General features: G+C 54.3%; 25 protein-coding genes. 10 read left to right on the top strand and 15 right to left on the bottom strand.

The features are described from left to right. Positions 1-345 (bottom strand): nuclear transport factor 2 family protein (locus VGM48_RS17000; protein WP_331581277.1); only part of this gene is annotated, 345 nt, incomplete at its 3' end. After that, entirely contained in the window at positions 342-1,433 is a 1,092-nt protein-coding gene (locus tag VGM48_RS16995; protein WP_331581275.1) for an AI-2E family transporter, read from the bottom strand. The genes VGM48_RS16995 and VGM48_RS17000, both read right to left, overlap by 4 nt. A 216-nt stretch (positions 1,434-1,649) precedes the next feature. Here VGM48_RS16995 and VGM48_RS16990 point away from each other — a divergent pair, with 216 nt between their 5' ends. Beyond that, positions 1,650-3,320: a L,D-transpeptidase family protein gene (locus VGM48_RS16990; protein WP_331581272.1), complete on the top strand. Its 1,671-nt coding sequence runs from the start codon at positions 1,650-1,652 to the stop codon at positions 3,318-3,320. Here VGM48_RS16990 and VGM48_RS16985 read toward each other — a convergent pair. After that, positions 3,317-4,021, bottom strand: coding sequence for a murein L,D-transpeptidase catalytic domain family protein (locus VGM48_RS16985; protein WP_331581270.1), 705 nt, complete (start codon positions 4,019-4,021; stop codon positions 3,317-3,319). The two genes, VGM48_RS16990 and VGM48_RS16985, sit on opposite strands and share 4 nt — an antisense overlap. Before the next feature lie 169 nt (positions 4,022-4,190). Between VGM48_RS16985 and VGM48_RS16980 the strand changes: the two genes are divergently transcribed. Continuing rightward, positions 4,191-4,391, top strand: coding sequence for a CsbD family protein (locus VGM48_RS16980; RefSeq protein WP_331581268.1), 201 nt, complete (start codon positions 4,191-4,193; stop codon positions 4,389-4,391). Between the two features lie 36 nt (positions 4,392-4,427). Here VGM48_RS16980 and VGM48_RS16975 read toward each other — a convergent pair whose 3' ends face one another. Both VGM48_RS16975 and VGM48_RS16970 read right to left on the bottom strand, forming a co-directional pair. Continuing rightward, positions 4,428-5,156, bottom strand: a complete 729-nt coding sequence (locus VGM48_RS16975) for an SDR family oxidoreductase (RefSeq protein WP_331581266.1) — start codon at positions 5,154-5,156, stop codon at positions 4,428-4,430. Between the two features lie 51 nt (positions 5,157-5,207). Further along, positions 5,208-6,077, bottom strand: coding sequence for an AraC family transcriptional regulator (locus VGM48_RS16970; protein WP_331581264.1), 870 nt, complete (start codon positions 6,075-6,077; stop codon positions 5,208-5,210). A 90-nt stretch (positions 6,078-6,167) separates the two neighbouring features. Here VGM48_RS16970 and VGM48_RS16965 point away from each other — a divergent pair, with 90 nt between their 5' ends. Both VGM48_RS16965 and VGM48_RS16960 read left to right on the top strand, forming a co-directional pair. Beyond that, complete coding sequence (locus VGM48_RS16965; RefSeq protein WP_331581262.1) at positions 6,168-6,674, top strand: carboxymuconolactone decarboxylase family protein; 507 nt, start codon at positions 6,168-6,170, stop codon at positions 6,672-6,674. A 21-nt stretch (positions 6,675-6,695) separates the two neighbouring features. Next, positions 6,696-7,571 carry a sigma-70 family RNA polymerase sigma factor gene (locus VGM48_RS16960; RefSeq protein ID WP_331581260.1) on the top strand — a complete coding sequence of 292 codons (876 nt, stop codon included), beginning with the start codon at positions 6,696-6,698 and terminating at the stop codon, positions 7,569-7,571. Here VGM48_RS16960 and VGM48_RS16955 read toward each other — a convergent pair. From VGM48_RS16955 to VGM48_RS16945, 3 genes are all read right to left on the bottom strand, one after another. Further along, entirely contained in the window at positions 7,546-8,907 is a 1,362-nt protein-coding gene (locus tag VGM48_RS16955; RefSeq protein WP_331581258.1) for an acyl-CoA dehydrogenase family protein, read from the bottom strand. The two genes, VGM48_RS16960 and VGM48_RS16955, sit on opposite strands and share 26 nt — an antisense overlap. Positions 8,908-9,069: 162 nt before the next feature. Continuing rightward, complete coding sequence (locus VGM48_RS16950; protein WP_331581256.1) at positions 9,070-9,282, bottom strand: hypothetical protein; 213 nt, start codon at positions 9,280-9,282, stop codon at positions 9,070-9,072. 355 nt (positions 9,283-9,637) lie between these two features. Next, positions 9,638-9,832, bottom strand: coding sequence for a winged helix-turn-helix transcriptional regulator (locus VGM48_RS16945; protein WP_331581279.1), 195 nt, complete (start codon positions 9,830-9,832; stop codon positions 9,638-9,640). A 126-nt stretch (positions 9,833-9,958) separates the two neighbouring features. Between VGM48_RS16945 and VGM48_RS16940 the strand changes: the two genes are divergently transcribed. Next, a complete protein-coding gene (locus VGM48_RS16940) occupies positions 9,959-10,162 on the top strand; it encodes a hypothetical protein (RefSeq protein WP_331581281.1) in 204 nt (67 codons plus the stop codon). Positions 10,163-10,239: 77 nt separating this feature from the next. Further along, positions 10,240-10,908, top strand: coding sequence for a DUF6624 domain-containing protein (locus VGM48_RS16935; RefSeq protein WP_331581254.1), 669 nt, complete (start codon positions 10,240-10,242; stop codon positions 10,906-10,908). A 45-nt stretch (positions 10,909-10,953) separates the two neighbouring features. Here the strand turns inward: VGM48_RS16935 and VGM48_RS16930 are convergent, their stop codons facing one another. Both VGM48_RS16930 and VGM48_RS16925 read right to left on the bottom strand, forming a co-directional pair. Next, positions 10,954-11,577, bottom strand: coding sequence for an RloB family protein (locus VGM48_RS16930; protein ID WP_331581252.1), 624 nt, complete (start codon positions 11,575-11,577; stop codon positions 10,954-10,956). A 1-nt stretch (position 11,578) separates the two neighbouring features. Further along, positions 11,579-12,790 carry an ATP-binding protein gene (locus VGM48_RS16925; protein ID WP_331581250.1) on the bottom strand — a complete coding sequence of 404 codons (1,212 nt, stop codon included), beginning with the start codon at positions 12,788-12,790 and terminating at the stop codon, positions 11,579-11,581. 145 nt (positions 12,791-12,935) lie between these two features. Here VGM48_RS16925 and VGM48_RS16920 point away from each other — a divergent pair, with 145 nt between their 5' ends. Together VGM48_RS16920 and VGM48_RS16915 are read left to right on the top strand one after the other, a co-directional pair. Further along, positions 12,936-13,223, top strand: a complete 288-nt coding sequence (locus tag VGM48_RS16920) for a metalloregulator ArsR/SmtB family transcription factor (RefSeq protein WP_331581248.1) — start codon at positions 12,936-12,938, stop codon at positions 13,221-13,223. Between the two features lie 76 nt (positions 13,224-13,299). Further along, positions 13,300-14,574, top strand: a complete 1,275-nt coding sequence (locus VGM48_RS16915; RefSeq protein WP_331581246.1) for an MFS transporter — start codon at positions 13,300-13,302, stop codon at positions 14,572-14,574. On the opposite strand, the gene VGM48_RS16910 is transcribed toward VGM48_RS16915, so the two are convergent. Both VGM48_RS16910 and VGM48_RS16905 read right to left on the bottom strand, forming a co-directional pair. Continuing rightward, on the bottom strand, positions 14,531-15,049 hold the full coding sequence (locus VGM48_RS16910; protein WP_331581244.1) for a biopolymer transporter ExbD: 519 nt from the start codon (positions 15,047-15,049) through the stop codon (positions 14,531-14,533). The genes VGM48_RS16915 and VGM48_RS16910 overlap by 44 nt on opposite strands. 89 nt (positions 15,050-15,138) lie before the next feature. Then, positions 15,139-15,987: an NAD(P)-dependent oxidoreductase gene (locus VGM48_RS16905; protein WP_331581242.1), complete on the bottom strand. Its 849-nt coding sequence runs from the start codon at positions 15,985-15,987 to the stop codon at positions 15,139-15,141. Between the two features lie 66 nt (positions 15,988-16,053). Between VGM48_RS16905 and VGM48_RS16900 the strand changes: the two genes are divergently transcribed. Continuing rightward, positions 16,054-16,857 carry an RNA polymerase sigma factor gene (locus tag VGM48_RS16900; protein ID WP_331581240.1) on the top strand — a complete coding sequence of 268 codons (804 nt, stop codon included), beginning with the start codon at positions 16,054-16,056 and terminating at the stop codon, positions 16,855-16,857. 33 nt (positions 16,858-16,890) lie between these two features. Here VGM48_RS16900 and VGM48_RS16895 read toward each other — a convergent pair whose 3' ends face one another. From VGM48_RS16895 to VGM48_RS16885, 3 genes are all read right to left on the bottom strand, one after another. After that, positions 16,891-17,148: a hypothetical protein gene (locus VGM48_RS16895; RefSeq protein WP_331581238.1), complete on the bottom strand. Its 258-nt coding sequence runs from the start codon at positions 17,146-17,148 to the stop codon at positions 16,891-16,893. A 147-nt stretch (positions 17,149-17,295) separates the two neighbouring features. Further along, positions 17,296-17,928, bottom strand: a complete 633-nt coding sequence (locus VGM48_RS16890; RefSeq protein WP_331581236.1) for a DNA-3-methyladenine glycosylase 2 family protein — start codon at positions 17,926-17,928, stop codon at positions 17,296-17,298. A gap of 7 nt (positions 17,929-17,935) precedes the next feature. Further along, on the bottom strand, positions 17,936-19,945 hold the full coding sequence (locus VGM48_RS16885; protein WP_331581234.1) for an alpha-L-arabinofuranosidase C-terminal domain-containing protein: 2,010 nt from the start codon (positions 19,943-19,945) through the stop codon (positions 17,936-17,938). A gap of 168 nt (positions 19,946-20,113) precedes the next feature. Between VGM48_RS16885 and VGM48_RS16880 the strand changes: the two genes are divergently transcribed. Further along, positions 20,114-21,280, top strand: coding sequence for a M20 family metallopeptidase (locus VGM48_RS16880; protein ID WP_331581232.1), 1,167 nt, complete (start codon positions 20,114-20,116; stop codon positions 21,278-21,280). The last annotated feature ends 164 nt before the right edge of the window (positions 21,281-21,444 follow it).

The following is a 21,444-nucleotide window of genomic DNA, read 5'->3' as shown; positions in this document are numbered from 1 at the left end:
TCTCGGGTCGAACACCACCTTCAACGAGGCGATCTTCCCCTGTCGGAATTTGTACCAGCTACAGCAGAAGATCTCTTTCTTGTCGCCCATATTGAGATTGCTCAGCACACAGACGTCGAGGCCCTTGGCAAACGACCGGATGACGGAGTAATGCATCTTCATCTTGGCCAGATCGGCAAAATACGCCTCGGCGCCGTCCCGCTTACCCATGACCCCGTCAAAGGTAAAGTTGTCCCACACCAGTTCCCTTGCCGTCGTAAAATCCTCTTCATTGATAAAATTGATGAGATCGAGCACGGTCTGCTCCGCATCCTGCCGGATCTCGATGTTTGAACTAGTTCTCATGGCATTGTTTTTTTTCTCAACCCCGCAAACCCCTTGCCATCCCGCCGCCACCGCCCATGCGTCGGCTGGGTCCGCCCCAGCAAAAAGCCCAGCGGTCGCAGGAACTCCACTTCATCGCAGACGACCTTCAGGATCCCCAAACAGGGAATGGCCAGGATCATCCCCGGGATACCCCAAAGCAGATCCCCGGCGATCAACACCACGATCGTAAACAACGGACTCAGGTTTACCTGCTCCCGCATCACCAATGGTGACACGATATAAAACTGGATAAACTGGATCACCGCATAGCTGACCAGCACCCCCAGCACCATATGCAGGCCACCGCCCTGCGACAGAGCCATGACACAGGTAAGCGTGCTGCCCGTGATATTTCCCACAAAGGGAATGATCTCCAGCAACCCACACAGGATGGCAAAGAAGATCGCATATTGAACGCCCACCACCGAGAACGCCACCGAGTACATGACCCATAGAAAAACGATGATCACCATCATCCCCAGAATATACTCCTGCGCGACTTTCACGCTCCGCGCCATCACCGCCATTATCCGCGGCTCATTCTCCGGCTTCACCAGCCGCAAAAAGAAGACCTTGACATGTCCGCGCATCGTAAGCAACATGATCATATACACAACGACCAGGATCAGATGGATCACCACGGCCACCACATCCCCCAGCACCGAGCTCGTCATCTTCCCCGCATCGACACTGCTGACAAGCGCCCACATCCCCTTCCCGCCGCGCACATTCAAACCCCACTGGTCCTTCAGAAAGGTCCTCGCCTGACCGATCACCACCCCGATCTGCTTTTGTAACTGCTCGTCCGCGGCAAACCGGTGGATATACCAGTTGATCAGCAAAACAACCCCCGCCACGATCGAGGTAAAGATGACCCCGCAAAGCAGGGAAGCGATCAATCTCGACACCCCTTTCCCCTCCAGCCAGTCACAGAATCGCATAAACACAAGCGCCAGCATCCCCGCCAACGCCAGCGGCATGAATACCGGGCGGGCAAAAAACAACACAAGGGTGGTTAATATGATGGCAAGCAGGACAGCACAATAATATGTCCAGAACTTATTCATTAAACTTTCATAATCAAAAACCTATGCCAGGCTAAACCCCATTGCCCCAACTGGGGAACTATTTTCTCGGCTTTTGCGGCGCCGGCCCCCGAAAGCCTATTGGCAATGAATTTGATCTCTGATAGGATATGAAATATATTCTTTACATAATAGCTGTTGGAGAGATGATCGCCTGGGTGGCCTGTTTCTATTTGTCTCAACCCGCCGTCTAAGAATATGAGATATTCTATTGCCTTGGTAACCATCATCTTTGTTTTTTCCTGCCGATCCGGGACCGATCGGCGCCCGGCACCGCCACCCGCCCCATCGGCCACCCCGGAAGCCAGAACCCCGGTCAATCCCCTCGAAAGCGACACACTCATCGCCCGGAACACCAGTATCGACCCCGCCCATGCCTACAGCGATCTCTTTCTCGACAGCGCCGATCTGAATCTGTTCATCGAACAGCAACATCTTAACGATACGCTGGCCCGCGAACTACACAACTTCTACAACGCCCGTAACTTCCAGTACGCCTGGTTCGATCAGGACGGCCTGTCCGAACAGGCCCTGGCATTTTCCTCCCTCTATCAATACAGCAAAGACAGCAGCACCGGCCGGAAATGGCTCGACCGGGAGCTCGATATCCTGCAGGGTGACGATAGCAGCGGCCAAAAGCTAGATCCCATCGACCCGACATTGCAGCGCACCGAAATGCTGATGACCTGGCGTTTCATGAATTTCCTGAACGATCGCTACCCGGATAAAAAACAACGCCTCGACGCCTACCTCCAGCTGATCCCCGTTCAAAAACAGGATCCTCTCGAAATGGCCCGCACCATCATCGCACAGCCGGATAACGGCGCAAATGGACCGGTGTACCAGGCACTCGCTGACCAGTTGAACGACTATGTACAATTGCAGGAGAAAGGGGGGTGGCAGCGTCTTCCCAAAACCCATCGAAACTATCGCCCCGGGGACAAAGCCGGGTTCATCACCGCAATAAAGAAAAGACTGCAGGTCACCGGCGAAATGCCGGCTCCCGATACTGGCGACGGCGCCATCGCCGACACCAGCAACCTCTTCGACAAAAAACTCGAAAAGGCCATAAAGTCCTTTCAACATAACCATGGTCTTACCCCCGATGGACATATCGGCCCCGAGGTCATAAAAGCACTGAATATCCCGGTGAGAACCCGTATAAAAACAATGCTCGTCAACCTCGAACGCATGCGCTGGCTGCCCGCCGACTCCGACCGCCAGGTGATCATCGTCAATATTCCCGACTTCCGCCTGCAGGTCCTGGAAGCCGGGCACCCCGCCCTCACGATGAATGTAGTGGTGGGGAAAGAAGGACACAGCACCGTGCTGTTCTCGGGGCGGCTGAACCGCATCGTCTTTAACCCGTATTGGAATATCCCGCCCTCCATCGTAAGAAAGGAAGTCATGTCTGCGATGGAAAAAGACAAGGATTATCTGGACGAACACGATATGGAGATGACAGGGCAGGAGAGAGGATTGCCGGTCATCCGGCAGCGCCCCGGCGATAAGAATGAACTCGGCCGCATCAAGTTCCTATTCCCCAACAGCTTCAACATCTACCTGCACGATACGCCCCACAAAGAATTATTCAGCAGGACCCGCCGCGCTTACAGCCATGGCTGCATCCGGGTGGCCGATGCCCGCGGTCTGGCGGCCTGGCTCCTGCAGGATATGCCCGATTGGTCGAAGGAAAAGATCGGCGAGGTCATCGATGAGAAAAAAGAAAAGGGAGTCGTCCTGAAAGACCCCGTGCCCGTGCTCATCGTCTATTATACGGCCTGGGTCGATGAAGAGAAAAAATTGCAATTCCGGGAGGATATCTACGCTCATGACAGCGCCGTCGCACAACACCTGTTCCTGCCCTAAGAGAAGCTGGTCTGCCGGCGGACAAAACGCTTTACCGGCGCATACAGATACAGACAGCTGCCGCCCTTGATCTGGTCGATGATCGGGGCATTCAGGGTTTCGGGAATGGCCGGGCACCCTTCGCTGCGACCCAGGTAGCCGGATTGCTGCACGTGCTCTTCACTGACATAATCGGCGGAATGCATGATGATCCGGCGGGAAAAGGCGTGGTCGTTCCAACCCCGTTCCAGTCCCTGCAGCTGAAGCGAATACCCATGCGACCCGATAAAGGCGTCTCCCGTCAGATAAAAACCCAGGCTGCTCATATAACTGTTGGTGCGGTTGGAAAAATGCGTCGCCATCAACTTCCCCGAATTCCGGCCATGAGCCACAAACGTGTTGAACAAAAGCCGGCCATTGGTCATATCGATGATAAAAAGCCGCTTTTGATCGGAGGGAAGCGAAAAATCGACGATCGACAGCACCTCGGCATTCTGGATCGCCCCGGTTATCTGCAGCGACAAAAAGCCCACCACGGCCTTATGGTAGGCTTGCCGCGAAAGCGAAAGCCCCTGAAGATCCAGGTTATCGTATAAAAGATCGAACCGTGCCGAATCGGCCAGCGAAACCTTCGCATGGACAACGGCGGCATGGGGATATGTTCTGGGGGAGGAAAAACTGCAAAATAAGAGGGCGGCTACACCGATACACAATGCTTTCATCACAGGAAGAATTTTAAATCTCTGCAAAATTACCGGCATAGACCCGCTAATGGCGCTCAATGCGCCGCTTTAAAAAAACTTTAACGTCTGAGCGCTTGCCTGGGTGGTATGGTTTTTTAGGCACTACTGAAGACAAACATTATTATATCATTCTTAAACGACCTTTTTTATGCAAGAGACATCTAGTGGCAACCTGAAGATAAAAGGCAACTGGAACGAATTAAAGGGAAAGATCAAGCAAAAATATGCCAACCTCACCGACGACGATCTCCTCTATGTCGAAGGAAAGGATGACGAATTGCTTGGCCGACTCCAGAAGAAAACCGGAAAAACCAAGGAAGAGTTGAAATCCTGGATCGATACCCTATAAAAAAGATAGGCCGCGAAGCGGCCTTTTTTTATGTCCCTACCACGGCGTCTCCCCGTAATCGCTCACAAACTTCCCCGTCGGCCCCTCCTCCCCAAGCATCGCATATTCCGCAATGACCCTCGCCGCCTCCTCGACCTTCTTCGTTCCCCGGTGCTGATTAAAGTCCGTCGCCGTATAACCCGGGTTCACGGCATTCACTTTAAAAGAGGTATCCTTCAGCTCATAGGCTAACGCCACGGTATACGCATTCAGCGCCGTCTTGGACGGCCCGTAGGCTGGGCTTTTGAAAGGATAATAGGCCCAGGACGGATCGTTATGCAGGGTCAGGGACGCCAGGTCGGAGGTCACATTGACGATCCTCGGCCGCGGCGACTTCCGCAGGAGCGGTATAAATACCCGGATCATCCGGACCGCCCCAAATAAATTCGTTTCAAACACCCGCTCCAGATTTTCATGGGATGCCGCCGATGGCGCCTGCTGAAACTGCCCCGGGATCCCTGCATTGTTGACCAGCACATCCAGCCGTTCGACCCGGCCCGACAAAGCCGTGAAGGCCTCCTGCACCGACTCTTCCCGGGTTACATCCAGGAGCACCATTTCCACGGCATCAAACCCGGCCGAACGCAGTCCCGCCACCGCCGCTTCGCCGCGCTCCCGGTCACGGCTGCCCAAAAAGACATGATAACCCGCTCCGGCCAGCAGCCGGACGGTCTCCAGGCCAATACTCTTATTGGCCCCGGTAACAAGCGCTGTTAATGATTTCATGCTGTAAAGCTATCCATCCCGCCGCAAATATCCCCTGCACATTGCCCGGCATTAACGGTACATTTCCCGGATAGTGCTCCGGTATTGAACAGGGGTTTCCCCGCTCAGCCGCTTGAACCAGCGGTTGAAATAAGCCGGGTCCACGAACCCCAGTTCATCGGCCATCTCTTTGACGGTTTGTTCCGTATAAAGCAACTGTCGCTTGGCTTCCACCAGGATCCGTGCATGGATATGATGAATGGCCGTCTTTCCGCTTTGCTCCTTCACCCGGTCGTTCAGGTGACCGGCGCTGATATGCAGCCTCACGGCATAAGCCGCCACCTCATGGTCCTCCCGGTAATGCCGCTCCACAAGGGTCTGAAACTCCCTGAACAACCGTCCATCGCCATTTGCGCCCACCCCGAACTGTACCGCATACAACCGGCTCAGATAGATAACCAGCACCCTTAGCTGCGCGGTGAGCATCTGGTTCTTCCAGGACTCGCTGCCGCGAAATTCCGCCAGCATCGTACAGAGTACATCCTCCACAAATTGCAGATCGGCCGCCGAAAGCTGCAACTCATGCCCGCCCGCAGGATTCTGCAAAAGTGGGGACTCCCGCAACCCCCGGTTCTCCTCCAACTGTAAAAACTCCTCGGTAAACCGCAAAGCAATACCCTCCATCGGCCGCATCTCCTCCTTGAGGTGAACCTGCTGTGGAACGGTAAAATAAAAGGTATCTGCCTTCAACGTATAAGGGATAGAATCAACCCAATGACGGCTGCTGCCCCGGCGAACCAATACAAATAAATAATAATCTTTGCGATGCGGGATCAAAAAAGCCGGCTCGATCATCGCCGGCAAACCCTCGGCCGCTCTCGACACCTCGATCATCCGGCTGCCCGTCCGGCTATTATCGGCTAATGAATAAACAGGGATCATTTCGGCAAATGTCAACTTTTTTTCAGGGAAATTCCCGATTCCTGTCACGTTTCGAAACGCTGCCGGGTCTTGTAAGAAAAAACAACAGTTATGGAACAAAGAATCTCCTTCATGGAACTTCCCAAGGCCTACATGGACAGCCTCATGGGCATCGGTGCCTATCTTCGGAAATCCGCGGACGTGGACAGCAAATTGCTGGAACTCATCACCTACCGGGTCTCGCAAATAAACGGCTGTGCCTTTTGTCTCGATATGCACCATAAGGACGCCATTTATCACGGCGAGACCGAACAACGACTCCACAGCCTCCCCGCCTGGCGCGATTGCCCATACTACAGTGAACCGGAAAGGGCGGCACTCGAGCTCGCAGAAAGTCTTACCGGTAAATGCGATGTCGACGACGCCGTCTACGCCAACCTGGAAAAACATTTTACAAAGGACCAGATTGCCGATCTTGCACTGGCGGTTTCAGCCACAAACACCTGGAACAGGCTCAACATAACCTTCAGGACCACGCCGGGCACCTACCAGGTGAATCAAAGAGCCGCTGGAAGCGGCACGTCCGAAGGACAGACATTAGCGAAAGCGCATTCCTAGGAATGCGCTAAAAATCTGAATATGACTAATTATCTGGAAATCCTCTTCCCGTATGCCTACAACATCCTTGGCTCCGCCGAAGATGCCCGCGACGCGATCCAGGACGTCTTGACGAACTACTACGCCCATCCGCGCGAAGGCATAACTAACGAAAAGGCATATCTGGTAAAAGGCGTCATCAACCAGGCCATCAACAAAAAACAGCGCCGGAAGCTCGTTCCTCAACGCGAGGAGTGGCTTCCGGAGCCGGTGGCCACCGAATCCGCCGATGCCAATGTGTATCTCAAGGAGATCCTTTCTTATTCCCTGCTCGTGCTGCTGGAAAAGCTCAACGCAAAAGAACGCGCGGTCTTTATCTTAAAGGAAAGCTTCGACTACGATCACCGGGAGATCGCCGACATCCTCTCTATTACCGAAGACCATGCCCGGAAACTCCTCAGCCGGGCAAAGACAAAACTCTTCAAACCCGGTGGCGAGGCTCCACGTAATCCCGTCCGCGACGCTCATACCAACGCCCTGCTGCAAAACTATGTCGACGCCATCCGCGCCCGCAATATCGGCAAACTGGAAGCGCTTCTGGCCGAAGACATCGCCTTCTATGCGGATGGTGGCGGCAAGATCAATGTCTATCGCAAGGTTACCACCGGTTTGGTGGAAGTGGCCGAAGCACTCACCTATGTCTTTGAGAAGTATCAGGCAATGGCGACGATGACGATGGCCGTTATCAATCACCAGCCGGCCCTCCTGTTCTATTACAATGGCAAACTGGGTTCCTGCATGGTCTTCGACTTCGACCCCCGGAGCGACCGGATCCTCCGCGTCAACTCCGTCGTCGACCCCGAAAAACTAAAGAACCTGAACCTCGACCCGCCTACACAAACGCACTTATCCCCGTGATCGCCCTTCCGACGATCAGCGAATTGATCTCTTTTGTGCCTTCGTAACTGTAGATGGCTTCCGCATCGGCCACAAACCGGGCGACGTCATACTGCAACAGGATGCCGTTGCCGCCCATCACCTCCCGCGCCCGGCTTACGATATCCCGCGTCCGCAGGGTGCAGAATACCTTGGCGAGCGAGGCGTGCTCATCCGTCAGCTTGTCCTCATCCTGCAGCTGCGAAAGCCGGAAGACCATCGTCTGCATCGCCGTCAGGTTGGACAGCATTTCCACGAGGTGATTTTGGATCAGCTGGAACGCAGCGATCGGCTTTCCGAATTGTTTGCGTTGCCGGGTATACGCAAGCGCACTCTCATAAGCGCCGCGTGCGCATCCCACAGCCTCCCAGGCCACACCCGCCCGCGTCATCCGCAACACCCTGGCCGTATCTTTAAAGGAAGAAGCATGTTGCAGCCGGTCCGACTCGGCCACCGTACAATTCCGCAGCGTGATAAGCCCGTTCTGTACGATCCTCAGCGCCATCTTGTCTTCTATCTTCTCGACATCCATCCCCGTGGCGCCCTTTCGGACAAGAAATCCCTTCACTTCGCCGTCGTCAAGGTCACGCGCCCAGATAACGGTCACATCCGAAAAGGTGGCGTTTCCGATCCATTTCTTCTGGCCGTTGAGCACCCAGGCATCCCCCTGGCGCTTGGCCGTCGTCGTCAATCCCCCCGCGGCCCCCGAACCCACTTCCGGCTCGGTAAGCCCAAAGGCGCCGATGGCGGCAAACGACTGCATCCGCGGCAGCCACTCCTGTTTCTGTTCTTCGGAACCCAATAAATAAATGGAACCCATCGCGAGCCCGCTCTGAACGCCAAAGAAGGTGGCGATACTCGCATCCACCCGCGCCATCTCCATCGCCAGGATCCCTTCCATCAGGAACGGCAGATGCGGGCAGCCATACCCTTCATAGGTAACGCCGCAGATATTCAACGAAGCCAGCCGGGGAATGATCTCATACGGAAATTCTCCCTTCAGCCAGTACCGGTTGACGATCGGCTTGATCTCCGACTCCATAAAGGCCCGCACCTTCAGCTGCAAGGCCCGCTGTGAGTCGGTCAACAAATGAGAAAGATGATAAAAATCGCCCTCTATCGGCGGCTGTTCCTTTGGCGGCCTGGCCCCGGCGCTGAGCATCTTCATCAACCCCTGCAGCTGCCGCTCGTCCATCTTGCCGACGGTCTTCAGCACCGCCGGCAGGTCTACCTTCGAGGCCAGCCGGCCCACCTGATCGAGGTCAACGTCTTTGAATAAATGATATGCTTGCTTAAGTTTCGAGAAGACAGATGCCATAAGAAATGCTTGTCCGGCAAAATAGCGATTTTTCCGGTGACCCGTCTCCGCAGTCTATGCCGCGCAACCCCTGCCCCCAGTCCGTCCGCCGCGATCCCTCCGCCGCCAACTCGCTCCACGCCGATTCCGCCGCACCAGCCTCCGCCGCGCCTGGGGCCGTCCTTATTCCTCATCCCGCTCCTGCTCCGTGGCCTCGAAAGCCCCGCCCGAACCGTTATGCCGGTCGGCTTCGATATCGTCATCGTTTCTCGACGGTTTCTCTTTTTCCGGTGCCTGCTCCGCGTCCTGCCGGGCAAGGACAACCTCGGAATGCTGGATGGGAGGCGTACCCGCATATTGCGCGCCCGTCTCCGGTGGTTTTTGCTTGTTTCTCATTCTGTGAAAAGGGAAAAATCCATGCCATCCGGCCCCGAACGGCTTCCACCGCGGCTCCCCGCCGCTCAGCTGGGGAAATACTTCCTCTAAAAATAACTCCGCAAACCCCCGATAGATTGAATAATTCGGTATTTTCGTCCCCCCTCTGCCAACCATTTACCCCTCGATCATTTTATTCGAACTATCGCAACGCAGTTGATGCTGGGACCGGGAATTTTGTCAAACGCCGTTGCTAACACCTATTAAAAGCGGGTAGCATTCATTAATTCCAATCCATCATCCGTCCCTGGATATGTACAAGCAGAATACAAACGTTAGCCCGACCTGACAAGACCATCCCGGTCCTTCATCAGCCCTATTCACCTACCTCTCTGTTCGCCAACCCCCATTGGGCCATCGCATTCAGGATAGGCGTAAGCGTGATCCCATTGGCCGACATCCGGTATTCCACATGCGGCGGCACCACCGGCTTCACATCCCGCACGATCAGACCATCCGCCTCCAGTTCACGCAGATGCTGGATCAGCATCTTCTCCGTGATGCCCGGGATCGCTTCCTCAACTGCCCATAAGATTTTACCGGAACCAGCGTCCGGTACATCGCCGGTGACGAACGAACCAGCGTCGAGATCGCCGCCGCACTCGGCGCCGCAGTCGGCAAACCCGATCTGCCCTATGTGCCGTTCAGTGATGATGACACCCGCAAGGGGCTGCTCGGCGCGGGACTTCCCGAACAGGTCGCCGTCAACTACGCCGAAATGAGCGCGGCTATCCGCACCGGCATCATGTTCAGCGACTATAAAAAGCACCCGGTCGCCTTGTCTCCCATTAAACTAGCGGACTTTGCAAAAGAATTCGCCGCCGCCTACGCAAAAGCATAAAAATAAAAGGCCGGCTGGGTTCGGAACCAGTCGGTTTTTTTATATGGAAATTTGCAGGTCGGTCATCTTCAATTGTCATGAAAAAAGCCATTCTCCTCCTGCTCCTCCTGCCGGCCGCACTTCTTTCGAAGGCCCAAACCCCGCGTTCGCATCCGGTGATGGACTCTATCATGTCCCAATTGGCATACGTCTTCAAAACCGACCAGCAATACCGCGCCCCGCTGGAATCAACGATAAAGAAATATGGGTGGAATTCCCCACAGGTGGATAGCCTCGAAGATCTCATGTCCACCCAGGACTCGATCAACCTGGGCGTCGTCACCCATATCATCGATACCTATGGGTGGATCGGCCCCGACAGTATCGGCCCTTCGGGAAGTACTACGCTCTGGATCGTTATCCAGCACTCCGATCTCGGCATACAGCAAAAATACCTGCCCCTGATGCGCGCCGCAGTCAGGCAAGGCCGCGCCCACGCTTCCGAACTCGCCTATCTCGAAGACCGCGTAGCCCTTGAAGAAGGGAAAAAACAACTCTACGGCACCCAGTTCAGACTCGACACAACCACCAACAAGTACATCGTCAGCCCCATCGAGGACGAACCAAACGTCGACAAACGCCGCGCCGCCGTCGGCCTCCCCTCGCTCGAAGCCTACGCCCGCGAAAACGGCATCACCTACCGCCTTCCGCCACCACCCCCCAAATCCCAACCCGATTCCTCCTCCCGCGGCCATCCAATGCACTAGGAACCGGTGCCAACCGCCCCTTTTTACAGTCCGCTCGCCTCGCTGTTATTGCCTAAGCAAGGCTATTCTATTTTCCGATTGATACCATTCGAAGAAACGAAAAGATTCGGACCTTGGATAGTGTTTATTTTCAATCGGACGGTTTTCTTCAAGGAGTTTCGCATTGGGGATGGCATGGTCCCGAATAAGATCTTTAAAACTTGCATATAATCTTGTCCCTAACTGAAATTGTTGGGATTTCCCATATCCCGGTATACGACCTTTCTTTTGTAATTCTGCAATAACATCGTCACATCCCGTAAACGACTTTGAAGTCTTTATGAAATGCAACAATAACCAGAATTCGAAACAAGGATTATTTTCTAACACGGTTACCCCATTTTTCACTGCCGCTTTTTTCTCAATTAGATATTGGGCCTCAGTTCCGTCACTGATCACCTTATCCATATCAATAAGCGCATAGACCCGATCATAGCTGCTGGTAAGTTTATTCGCCTTGGCCAGAACGCCTTTATAACTGCCGGCCTTTGTCGGCAAATCCGGGAACAGGTCCAGATCAGAGGGTCTGTCGGTCTCCTTTACGTCATAGAAATACATCCTCTCGGTCTGTCCATCCCCAACCAGGGCCACTTTTGGCTTTGAGATTCTCTCCTTAGAGTTCCTGTCCATCTTATTCCAGTTTTAAGTAGGGTGAGCCTAAATTGGGCTTTGCACCCAATCGGCCAGACTTATAGGCGTTGATTAAACTACCGCCTTTGCGAAGTTTACTGCTATCAAAATCAGCTGCGGAAAATAGCGACACTTGGCCATTTGATCCCTTCTCTGTAAACCAAAGAGCATCTTTTCGAATGAAATCCTGCTCCTCCAATAAAAAAAGGCTGTGCGTGGTGAAAACTAACTGAGACTGTTGGCTGTTCAACAGGAACAACTGTAGGTAATATTTCATCAGATCGGGATGCAAAGAGGTGCCCAGTTCGTCGATACACGCAAAAGAAGACTGTGTTAAAAGCCTATATAATACACCGCCCAACCCAAAATATCGGGTAGAACCACTGCTTTCCTTAGCCAGCGGCAGTGAATAAACTTCGTTTCCATCCAGGGAATGAAGGAAACTGATCTGCCTGCCGGCGGACTTTTCTGCCTTCACTAAGACACCTCTAAGATTAGGGTCTGCTTTGTTTAAAAAAGTATTCATCCAATTGGCGAAAACAGGATCTTGGGTAATCCTATAAGCGGTGAGATCTGATAACTCTACTGTTTCGTCGATCATTTGAGAGAAAAACCCTTTTCCCCATCTGTTCAATTGTTCAAAGACGGGCAGGTCGACATTTATTTTTTGAAAAGCTCCTAAGACAGTATTATTATGCAGGGTGGCAGTTTCCAGTGCGGACAATTCAGTTGCCTTGCCTTTGAAAGTAGTTCCAAAATCCACATGGCTCAATCGCTTCTCCATATCCGTAGTTCTGGAGAATAATTCGCTTGGTTGATGGGTGCGGTATACGACCATTTTTTCTGATTGTACCGATCTCTTAAAAAAGGTAACAGTATAGATATGGCGCGTATTGTCCACATAAAAAGCTAACTCTATCGAAGAAGGATTGTTTTCTGGATCAGAACGAAATAAGAAAGGATCATACTGCAACTCATGGTCTTTGTTATAGAGGGGATCTAACCAAAGGCTACGTAAGAAGTCAATTGCCCTTAAAACCGTTGTCTTGCCTGAAGCATTAGGTCCATAGATGTAAGCCAGTTTTAACAGTTTTCGGCCATCCGGCATTTCCACTTCGTAGACGGGGCTGCCATCCACGTCCATGGCCTCGAAGCTTAATTCCACTTGGTCGCGAATTGGGCCAAAGTTGGTGATTTTTATATATTGGATCACTTTATATGCGTTTTTTGCAGATGATATGCAAATATAGCAAATAAAATGCCAATGCCGGGCCTTTATGATGTCACTTTATAGCACAAATCCCAAAATGTCACCTCCCCGAACTTGTCAAATCGAAAAATATCGATAAGTTTGCATCGTGAACCCAAAACTCGATACCAAACGATTGGAGCGCATGTGCAAAGCCCTCGGCGACCCGTATCGCATAAAAATGCTCGAATACATCCGGCAGAACCCGGACTGGACCCAGTGCACCGCGATAACCGAAAGCTTTAACCTGGCGCAATCTACGGTATCCCACCACCTGAAACAACTCGTAGAGGTCGACCTTCTCCATTCAGAAAAAGAAGGCCGTTGCACAAAATATAAGATCAATGAAGAAGCCTTCTCAGACTATGTCGACTACCTGAAATGCTTCCAGCAATAACAAACCTTTTTTTTCAAACAATCAATCGATTTATTTCGTTTTATCGAATAGTTAAACAACAGAAAAATCAACGATCATGAGACTAATAAAAGAAAAGAATCGCGGAATAGCCACCTTCCTATCCTTTGCCCTGATCCCGCTCACGGGTCTGGCCACCGATGTCTATCTGCCCTCACTGCCTTCCATGGCCGCCGACCTTCACGTCAGCAACGGCGCCATCCAGAATACCTTACTCGTCTTCCTCGTCAGCGCCGGGCTAAGCCAGCTCTTCGTAGGAAGCCTCCTCGACAGCTTCGGCCGCTTTCGGATCAGCATGGCCGCCCTGCTCCTCTTCTCCCTGGCCAGCTTCGTCATCGCCAACACCCATAGCATCTACGTCCTCTTCGCCATGCGCGCGGTACACGGCATCACCGTGGCCATCATCGTCGTGGCGAAACGCGCCTACTTCCTCGATACCTTCGAAGGCGAGAAACTGAGCAACTACACCAGCCTCTTCTCCATCGTCTGGGCCACCGCGCCCATCGTAGCGCCCTTCGTCGGCGGCTACCTCGAATCCGCCTTCGGCTGGCACGGTAGCTTCTACTTCCTGGGCTTCTTCACCCTCGCCATCCTCGCCCTCGATCTTATCTTCGGCGGCGAATCCCTCAAAACCTTCAGCCCCTTTAAACCGGCGGCGATCCTGAAGACCTACGGCTCGATGCTGAAAACAAAAGACTACGCGATGTCCCTGGCCATCATCGGCCTCAGCTACAGTCTCCTCATGGTCTACGGGATGACAAGCCCCTTCATCATCGAACATCTCTATCATTTTTCCCCCATCGTCACCGGCTATAGCTCATTGCTCTCCGGCGTCGCCCTGATGGCCGGCGGGATCATCTCCAAATCCATCATCCACAAACCAATGGATAGAAAGATCCCCGTAGCCATGGGCCTGCAGGCGATCTTTGCCGCCACGATGATCGCGGTGTCCAGTCTCTACCTCTCCAATATCTATACGCTGCTCATCTTCGTGATGCTGCTCAACATCGGCGCAGGCTTTGTCTTCAACAACCTGTTCTCCTATGCCCTCGGCCGCTTCCACGGCCATGGCGGGATCGTCAGCGGCCTCACCGGCGGCAGCCTCTTCGTCATCACCTCGGTCTTCAGCTATGGCAGCGTCAATGCCCTTTCGATAAAGACCCAAACCTCGCTCGCCGTTGCCTACCTGGTCTTTGTGCTGCTCACCGTCATCGCATTCATACTGTTCCAACGCTATCGCACCCGCGGCACCGCAAAACTGGCCGGCCACGAAACAACCGCCGCCGGTACTACTGCTGCCCGGGCTGCTGCTGAAGCAATGTATACTCACTAGGATCGATCTCCACCAACGCATAATGGTGGATGGCATCGATCGTCATCTCATCGAGGATCGACACCGCATTCCGATAAGAGGCATCCCTGGAAGGTTTCAGGATGACTTGAAAGAAAGTGGTGTCGGTCCTCATCTTTTTATCCAGCAACACCGTCCGTATCCCGCGGAAATCGCTTTCGTGCATCTTCGACGGATCACGCCCCTCATAATAGAACACCTTATCATTCTTCCCCAGCAACAACGTGATCACCGCCGACTCCTTCACTGGCAACTGGTCCTTGGCCGGCACGTCCTTCGGCATATGCAAATGCAGCGCCGTCGGTCGCGACATCGTCGTCGTAAAAATAAAAAAGGTAATAAGAAGAAATCCGAGATCGACCATCGGGGTCAGGTCGACACGCGTAGACAATTTTTTCCCCTTCCGGACCCCACGGCCTTTTTTGTGGCCGCCGGCGGAGACATCGAGTTCTGCCATAAGTGTTGCTTTGTACTAAGACGCACCGGCGAACCGATTCCATAAAAAAAGCGGCCCGATCGGGGCCGCCGCAAATAAGAGCACAAAATTTATAATGGCACATTATCCTTCGCGATCACCGTCCAGTCATCGCCCCCATGCCCGTCCGCAATATATTTATCCATCTTCGCAGCCATCGCCGGGATGATCGTCAGACTGCCCTTATCCGCCGCCTCCATCATCAACCGCGCATCCTTCCGTGCCATACTCAGCTCCCAGGACGGACTGCTATAGTTGCCCGAGGTCATCCGCTTCAGTCGCCCCGGCACCATCCCCGCCGGGTTCCACGTATCGAACAGGGAATAGATCTCATCCATAGTGATCTGCACCGACTTCGCAAAAGCAAGCGTATCCGAAAGCCCGCCCGTCAGCGTGATCAGGAACAGATTTCCCAGCAGCTTCATGGACGCGGCCTTACCCACCTCATTGCCAAAATTCAACACCTTCCCCGTCATCTTCGCCAACGCCGGCTCCACCCGCGCGATCGCCGCCTGATCCCCCGACACCAGCATCGTCCCCGTGCCGTCCAACGCATTGGGCGGACCCATAAACACCGGAGCATGCACATACGTAAACCCTTTCTGCGCCCAGGCCTTCGTCCGGTCGATCGCCCCTTGCGCCGACGTCGTAGTATGATCGATAAGGGTCGCGCCCGCCATCAGCCCCGGCTCGGCCTTGCCAAGCACCTCATCCACCGACGCATCATCCTTCAACGTAAGATGGATCGTCGACGCACCCTTCACCGCATCCGCCACCGCTGGATACGCCTTCGCCCCATATTGCTCCAGTGCCTGCGCCTTTGAATGTGTGCGGTTCCATACCTGTACCTGTCCTCCCTTATTGATCATGGCCCTGACAAAATTGGACCCGAGAAGTCCCATGCCTAAAAATGCTACCATAACTTTTTTTCATAAAGATAATCAATTGGCCCTACCTTTAGCCAGCCTCATCCGCCCGACCTTACTATGACAACAACCCAACTCACCACGGAATTCGAAAAGGCCCGCCCACGCCTCAGGTCCTATCTGCTGCGCATAACGGCCAACGTCGAAGATACCAACGATCTCCTCCAGGATACCTACATAAAAGCCCTCGAAAAGATCACATCCTGGCGAGCCGAAGCCTCCCTGCAAACCTGGTTCTTCGCAATCGCAACCAACCTCGCAAAAGATCATCAGCGCGCAAGATGGCGCTTCACCGAAAAAGTCACCGACATCGCCCGCGAAGCGGCGCTCGCCAATCCCGAATTCTTCCGGGAGGCCATGAACATCCACGCCAATTCACCGCAGGGCAACTTCGAAATAAAAGAACATATCGCATTTTGCTTTACCTGCATCGCCAAATCCCTGCCCCTCGAACAGCAGATAGGTCTCCTGCTAAAAGAAGTGTATGAATTCAAAATGACCGAGATCGCCCGCATCATGGATATCACCGAAGCCATGACGAAATACTATCTCCACACCGGCCGGACAAAAATGATCGGGATATTCGAAGGACGCTGTTCCCTGATAAACAAAGAAGGCATCTGCCACCAATGCTCCGAATTGAACGGTATCTTCAACCCCCACCAACAGCTCCAGGAGGAGTTGGTGAAGATCAGCCTCGTCCGCGAAGCCGCCGACGCCGGTAAAGAAAGACTGTTTCAACTGCGAATGGAGATCATCCGCGGCATAGACCCTTTCGAATCAAATGCCGCCGAACTGCAATTGCATCATTTAGAACACAATAGAAGAGTGATGGAAAATTATCTGAAAAAAGACGGCGATTAGCCTATCATTTCCCGGAAAAATGCGCGCGAAAAACTAGGCGAATAACCGCAACGCCCCAAGGATCCACTCACTCAGCCGTTCCCCGGCTGCCACCACCAACTCATAGGGCCGTCGCTGGTCGATCACCCATTTCCCGCGGTCACAGGAAAAATTGCCAAAAAATGTCCCGTTTAAAATGACCGCATAGCTTTTGGGATGTCCATCGTCGTGACGGTCCTTGGAGGGGGTTGCCCATCCCGCATAAGCGATTCCATGGTGGGAAAAGTGCAGGGGTATGGAAGTGGTGATCATATATATGCCTTTGGTCTTCCTGATCCAAAAAACATTCCAGTCCGTACTACCCGGAAAAAGCTCCCAATACCGCTAAAACGGTCCCCAATACCCGCATAAATAGCGCGCACCTGGGGATTTGCCGCCCCAGATCGGGTAGCCGCAAAGTCACCCTTTCCTCACCGGCGAAGAAAGATAGAAATGCCACAGCAACATCGTCGCAATCGTCCGGTACGGTCTCCATTGTTCCACCACCGGCAACAACGCATCCCGGTGCGCCTCCCGCGGGATCCCCTTCAGCCGCTTCAACGCATTCACCGCCGCCAGGTCACCCATCGGAAAAATATCGGCCCGCTGTAAAACAAAGATCAGATAGACATCCACCGTCCAGTTACCGATACCCTTCAGCGCGGTCAGCCTCACCCGCACCTCCTCATCGGACAACGCCTCCAGCGCCCCGAGATCCAACTCCCCGCTCATCAGCTCCGCGGCAAGATACCGGACATAGGCCATCTTCTGCCGGCTGAAGTAACAGGCCTTCCACTCCTCATCACTCAGCACAAGCGCCGCCTCGGGCGTGACATCGCCGATCTTTTCCTTCAGCTTATTGAGCGCCGCCAACGCCGAAGCCAACGACACCTGCTGCTCCAGGATGATATGCACAAGGGTCTCGAAATGGTTGGGCCGGCTCCACATCGGGGGATACCCATGCGCCCGGATGATCCCCGCCAGGTCCGCATCCCTTTCGCCAACTATATCGCAATATTCTTGAAAACTACTGGGAGAAAATGTTACTGACATCAAATGGCTAGTCCTTTATTTGCAATACCGTGATGGAATAAGGGGGAAAGGTACGAACAAAGTTCCTGCCCATTCCCTTTACGGCGGATTCCACCGGGATGATCTTCTGCGGCTCGCTGATCGAGTTAGTTTCCGCAGGTCCCGTCGCCGCCAGAGTCCAGGCCACACCGTCCTTGCCGACCTTCCCCGCACCCGCCAGGTCGATCGTCAGCGCCTGGGCCACCGCCTGAGTGTTCACCACCTTTAAATAGATCAATCCCTTCTTCGCATCCCGCGTCGCAGAAAAGAACAACGCATCGATGGTCTTCGGCTGGACTCCCGCCGCCGAATCCCTGGCCCCCAGTTTCTGGAGCTGCGTCGGAATATTCTCCCAGCTCAGCCGGACGATCCGGTCGCCAAGATGCGTGCTGAACATCTTTTGCGCATGATAGGAGGGGGAACCAAAAGAAGAAAGCGCGTCATATCCGATCAAATCGCTTTTCCATTGCATCCCGCCCGGGTTGACGTTGACAAACAGCGGCGCATAGCTCGATAGGATGACCAGGTCGGAATTCCGTTCCATCCCCGTCATCCATGCGGCATCCCCAAGCGCAGCATTGAAGTTCGTCGTCGGCTCTCCCTCCCGTGTCGCCCACTCCCCGACAAAGATCTTTGGCCCTTTGCGATCATAATGATCATACTGACCCGCATTCTCCTCCATCTGCCCGGCATTTCGGTAATAATGTTCATCCACGATCTCCGTCCTTCCTGCCGGCGCCGGGAACCTCCCCCCAAGCCCATCCTTTCCGCCCACCGTAGAGATGATATGCAGCTGCGGATAACGGGCCTTTATCGCATCATAGAACTGCGCATAACGCCCTTCATAACTGCCGGACACGTCAAATCCATCCTCATTGCCGATCTCCACATAATGCAGCGGGAACGGTTGCGGATGCCCATCCTTCGCGCGCCGCGCACCCCACGGCGTAGACACCGCTCCGGTGATATATTCTATCTCGTCAAGCGCATCATCGACAAAAGGTTGCAGAAAAGGGCCGGCCTCCAGGTAATCCCGGTTCAGCGTATACCCCGCGAAGACCGCCAGCAAGGGCTCCATGTTCAGATCCTCGCACCACTCCAGGAATTCCAGCAACCCCATGCCATCCGTGCTCCGGTACCTCCAGGGACTCAGATGACCCGCCCGCGACTCCAACGGACCGATCGTTTTCTTCCAGTTCCATCGCTGTGAAAATGTATTTCCTTCTAAATAATTGCCGCCAGGAAGTCGTAAAAAGGCAGGTTTCATATCCGCCAGCATTTGCATGAGATCGGCCCGGTTGCCATTCGCCCGGTCTTTATACGTAGGCGGGAACAACGATACAAGACTGAACCAGTAACTGCCCGGCGACTTCAGCCGGATCACGAACCGGGCCTCCGCCGTCGCCGCGAAACCCGTCTTCGTCGTCAACGAAAACGATACCCGCTTCCACTCCGCACCCGGCGCCGCGACATCCGCCGCGGCAAAAACCGTCTTCCCATCCGCACTCTCCAACGCGACCTGCAACGCCTGCCCCGCAGCCGCACTGCCGCCCGCCGCAGCTCCCGCACCCCGTATAAAAAAACTTCCACTATATTTCGTATTCGGTCGCATGGCCATCCCCCAATATCCTTCGTTGGCCAGGCCAACACCTTCACCCGCTTCCACCACATCCACCCGCAACGACACCGGCAACGCCGGCCCCACCGGTCCTTGCTTGTCAAGACTCATCGTTGCCTTGCCCGTTCCCGGCGCCAGCGACCAGAATGCCGCCACCTTCGACGAATCTTTAAAGCTCCGGTTGCGGATAAGCTCGCCATAAAGGCCGCCCTCATAGGAAAAATTGATCTCCTCGGTCATCAGCCCATATAACCCCGGGCTCACCGCCGCGCCCGGCTCATCCAGGTGCAGAACAAGCTTCGCCGGTCCCTGTGCCGGCACCCGCAAGGAAAAAGAAAGAACGACAAGAAAGGAAATGGAAAAAGATAAGCAGCGTAGCATCGTTAAAAGGTTTGGTTCGAATAAATGTAAATATAACATTTTTCGAAAAAAATCGCTACCTCCGAAAACCACCGCCCCCGATAACATCCGGCACCCGCCACCCTGTTAACCGTCGATCTCCCCGACCCTGTTCCGGCTTTCAAATCCCGAAAAGCCGTAACTTGTCGGATGGACGCCCAACTCTTCGATAAACTCGTCGCCATCCGCCGCCACCTCCACCAGAATCCCGAACTGAGCTTCACCGAGTTCAAAACGGCCGCATTCGTCGAGTCCCAACTATCCGAACTCGACATCCCCACGGAACGCATCGCCCTTACCGGCGTCCTGGCGACGCTAAAAAAAGGCCCGGGCCCCACGATCATTCTCCGCGCCGATATGGACGCCCTGCCCATCACCGAAGAATCCGGCGTTCCCTTCCCCTCGCAAACCAACGGGGTCATGCACGCCTGCGGCCATGACATCCACACGACCATGCTCCTCGGCGCCGCGCATCTGCTAAGGTCGGCCGAATTCCAGGGCACCGTAAAGTTCGTGTTCCAGCCCGCCGAAGAAGGTCCCATGCGCAGTCCCGAGCCCGGTAAATCCGGCGCCCAGCTGATCATGGAGAGCGGCAAACTAACCGGCGACGTCGTCCTCGGCCTCCACGTCCATCCCTTGCTGCCCGTCGGCATCCTTTCTTACCGCAACGGCGAAGCCCTCGCCAACGTCGGCAACTTCTCGATCCGCATCACCGGCAAAGGCGGTCACCCCGGCCTCATGAAAGAGGTCGTCGATCCCATCGCCGTTACCGGCCGCCTCATCACCGCGGCCCACGCGCTGGTCGGCCCGCAACCCGACCCGCCTATCTCCGTCCTCGCCATCACCTATGTCTCCACCGAAACAAACCCCAGCTTCAACGTCATCCCCAACCAGGTCCTCTTACAGGGCTCACTGAGAGCCAACCGCATCGCCGACTACAACGACATCATCAGCCGGCTCAAAACATTGCTCAGCCAACTCGAGGCCGAATTCCGCTGCACCATCGACCTCGACTTCAGCGCCTATTATCCCAGCCTGCTGAACGACGAAGCCCTGCATGGAAAACTGGCACCCGTACACGAAAAAATATTCGGGAAAAAGAACCTCTCCCCGGGCCTGGCCTATCTCGTAGGCGAAGATTTCTCCTTCTATTCCCGGGCGATCCCCGGCCAATTCTATTTTCTGGGAGCAAAGACCGAAGAGAACGATACCTGGTTCCTCCATCATCCAAAGGTCACCTTCAACGAAGATTGTATCCGCTACGGCGCCGGCTTTCTCGCCGAAAGCGCCCTCCATCTGTTAAAAACAACGTCATAACGCGTCTCACCCGGCATGTGTCTCACGCCCGTCATCCGTCTCCCGCTCAGCATGTGTCTCACCCCCATCATCCGTCTCCCGCTCAGCATGTGCCTCGCGCCCGTCATCCGCGTCTTTGTCCAATCCTACCTGTGGCATATACCCCGCCCCAAACGCCTTCACCA

The organism is Puia sp., from assembly GCF_036500295.1.
GTDB lineage: Bacteria > Bacteroidota > Bacteroidia > Chitinophagales > Chitinophagaceae > Puia.
This window is presented reverse-complemented; position numbering and strand designations above follow the sequence as displayed.

What these genes read in the sequence shown, in the direction of transcription:
- VGM48_RS16995 (WP_331581275.1), bottom strand. Translation starts at nt 1,433, where the DNA reads ATGAATAAGTTCTGGACATATTATTGTGCTGTCCTGCTTGCCATCATA.
- VGM48_RS16905 (WP_331581242.1), bottom strand. Translation starts at nt 15,987, where the DNA reads ATGGTAGCATTTTTAGGCATGGGACTTCTCGGGTCCAATTTTGTCAGG.
- VGM48_RS16880 (WP_331581232.1), top strand. Translation starts at nt 20,114, where the DNA reads ATGGACGCCCAACTCTTCGATAAACTCGTCGCCATCCGCCGCCACCTC.
- VGM48_RS16900 (WP_331581240.1), top strand. Translation starts at nt 16,054, where the DNA reads ATGACAACAACCCAACTCACCACGGAATTCGAAAAGGCCCGCCCACGC.
- VGM48_RS16985 (WP_331581270.1), bottom strand. Translation starts at nt 4,021, where the DNA reads ATGAAAGCATTGTGTATCGGTGTAGCCGCCCTCTTATTTTGCAGTTTT.
- VGM48_RS16955 (WP_331581258.1), bottom strand. Translation starts at nt 8,907, where the DNA reads ATGGCATCTGTCTTCTCGAAACTTAAGCAAGCATATCATTTATTCAAA.
- VGM48_RS16930 (WP_331581252.1), bottom strand. Translation starts at nt 11,577, where the DNA reads ATGGACAGGAACTCTAAGGAGAGAATCTCAAAGCCAAAAGTGGCCCTG.
- VGM48_RS16915 (WP_331581246.1), top strand. Translation starts at nt 13,300, where the DNA reads ATGAGACTAATAAAAGAAAAGAATCGCGGAATAGCCACCTTCCTATCC.
- VGM48_RS16890 (WP_331581236.1), bottom strand. Translation starts at nt 17,928, where the DNA reads ATGTCAGTAACATTTTCTCCCAGTAGTTTTCAAGAATATTGCGATATA.
- VGM48_RS16885 (WP_331581234.1), bottom strand. Translation starts at nt 19,945, where the DNA reads ATGCTACGCTGCTTATCTTTTTCCATTTCCTTTCTTGTCGTTCTTTCT.
- VGM48_RS16980 (WP_331581268.1), top strand. Translation starts at nt 4,191, where the DNA reads ATGCAAGAGACATCTAGTGGCAACCTGAAGATAAAAGGCAACTGGAAC.
- VGM48_RS16975 (WP_331581266.1), bottom strand. Translation starts at nt 5,156, where the DNA reads ATGAAATCATTAACAGCGCTTGTTACCGGGGCCAATAAGAGTATTGGC.
- VGM48_RS16960 (WP_331581260.1), top strand. Translation starts at nt 6,696, where the DNA reads ATGACTAATTATCTGGAAATCCTCTTCCCGTATGCCTACAACATCCTT.
- VGM48_RS16950 (WP_331581256.1), bottom strand. Translation starts at nt 9,282, where the DNA reads ATGAGAAACAAGCAAAAACCACCGGAGACGGGCGCGCAATATGCGGGT.
- VGM48_RS16910 (WP_331581244.1), bottom strand. Translation starts at nt 15,049, where the DNA reads ATGGCAGAACTCGATGTCTCCGCCGGCGGCCACAAAAAAGGCCGTGGG.
- VGM48_RS16970 (WP_331581264.1), bottom strand. Translation starts at nt 6,077, where the DNA reads ATGATCCCTGTTTATTCATTAGCCGATAATAGCCGGACGGGCAGCCGG.
- VGM48_RS16990 (WP_331581272.1), top strand. Translation starts at nt 1,650, where the DNA reads ATGAGATATTCTATTGCCTTGGTAACCATCATCTTTGTTTTTTCCTGC.
- VGM48_RS16965 (WP_331581262.1), top strand. Translation starts at nt 6,168, where the DNA reads ATGGAACAAAGAATCTCCTTCATGGAACTTCCCAAGGCCTACATGGAC.
- VGM48_RS16895 (WP_331581238.1), bottom strand. Translation starts at nt 17,148, where the DNA reads ATGATCACCACTTCCATACCCCTGCACTTTTCCCACCATGGAATCGCT.
- VGM48_RS16935 (WP_331581254.1), top strand. Translation starts at nt 10,240, where the DNA reads ATGAAAAAAGCCATTCTCCTCCTGCTCCTCCTGCCGGCCGCACTTCTT.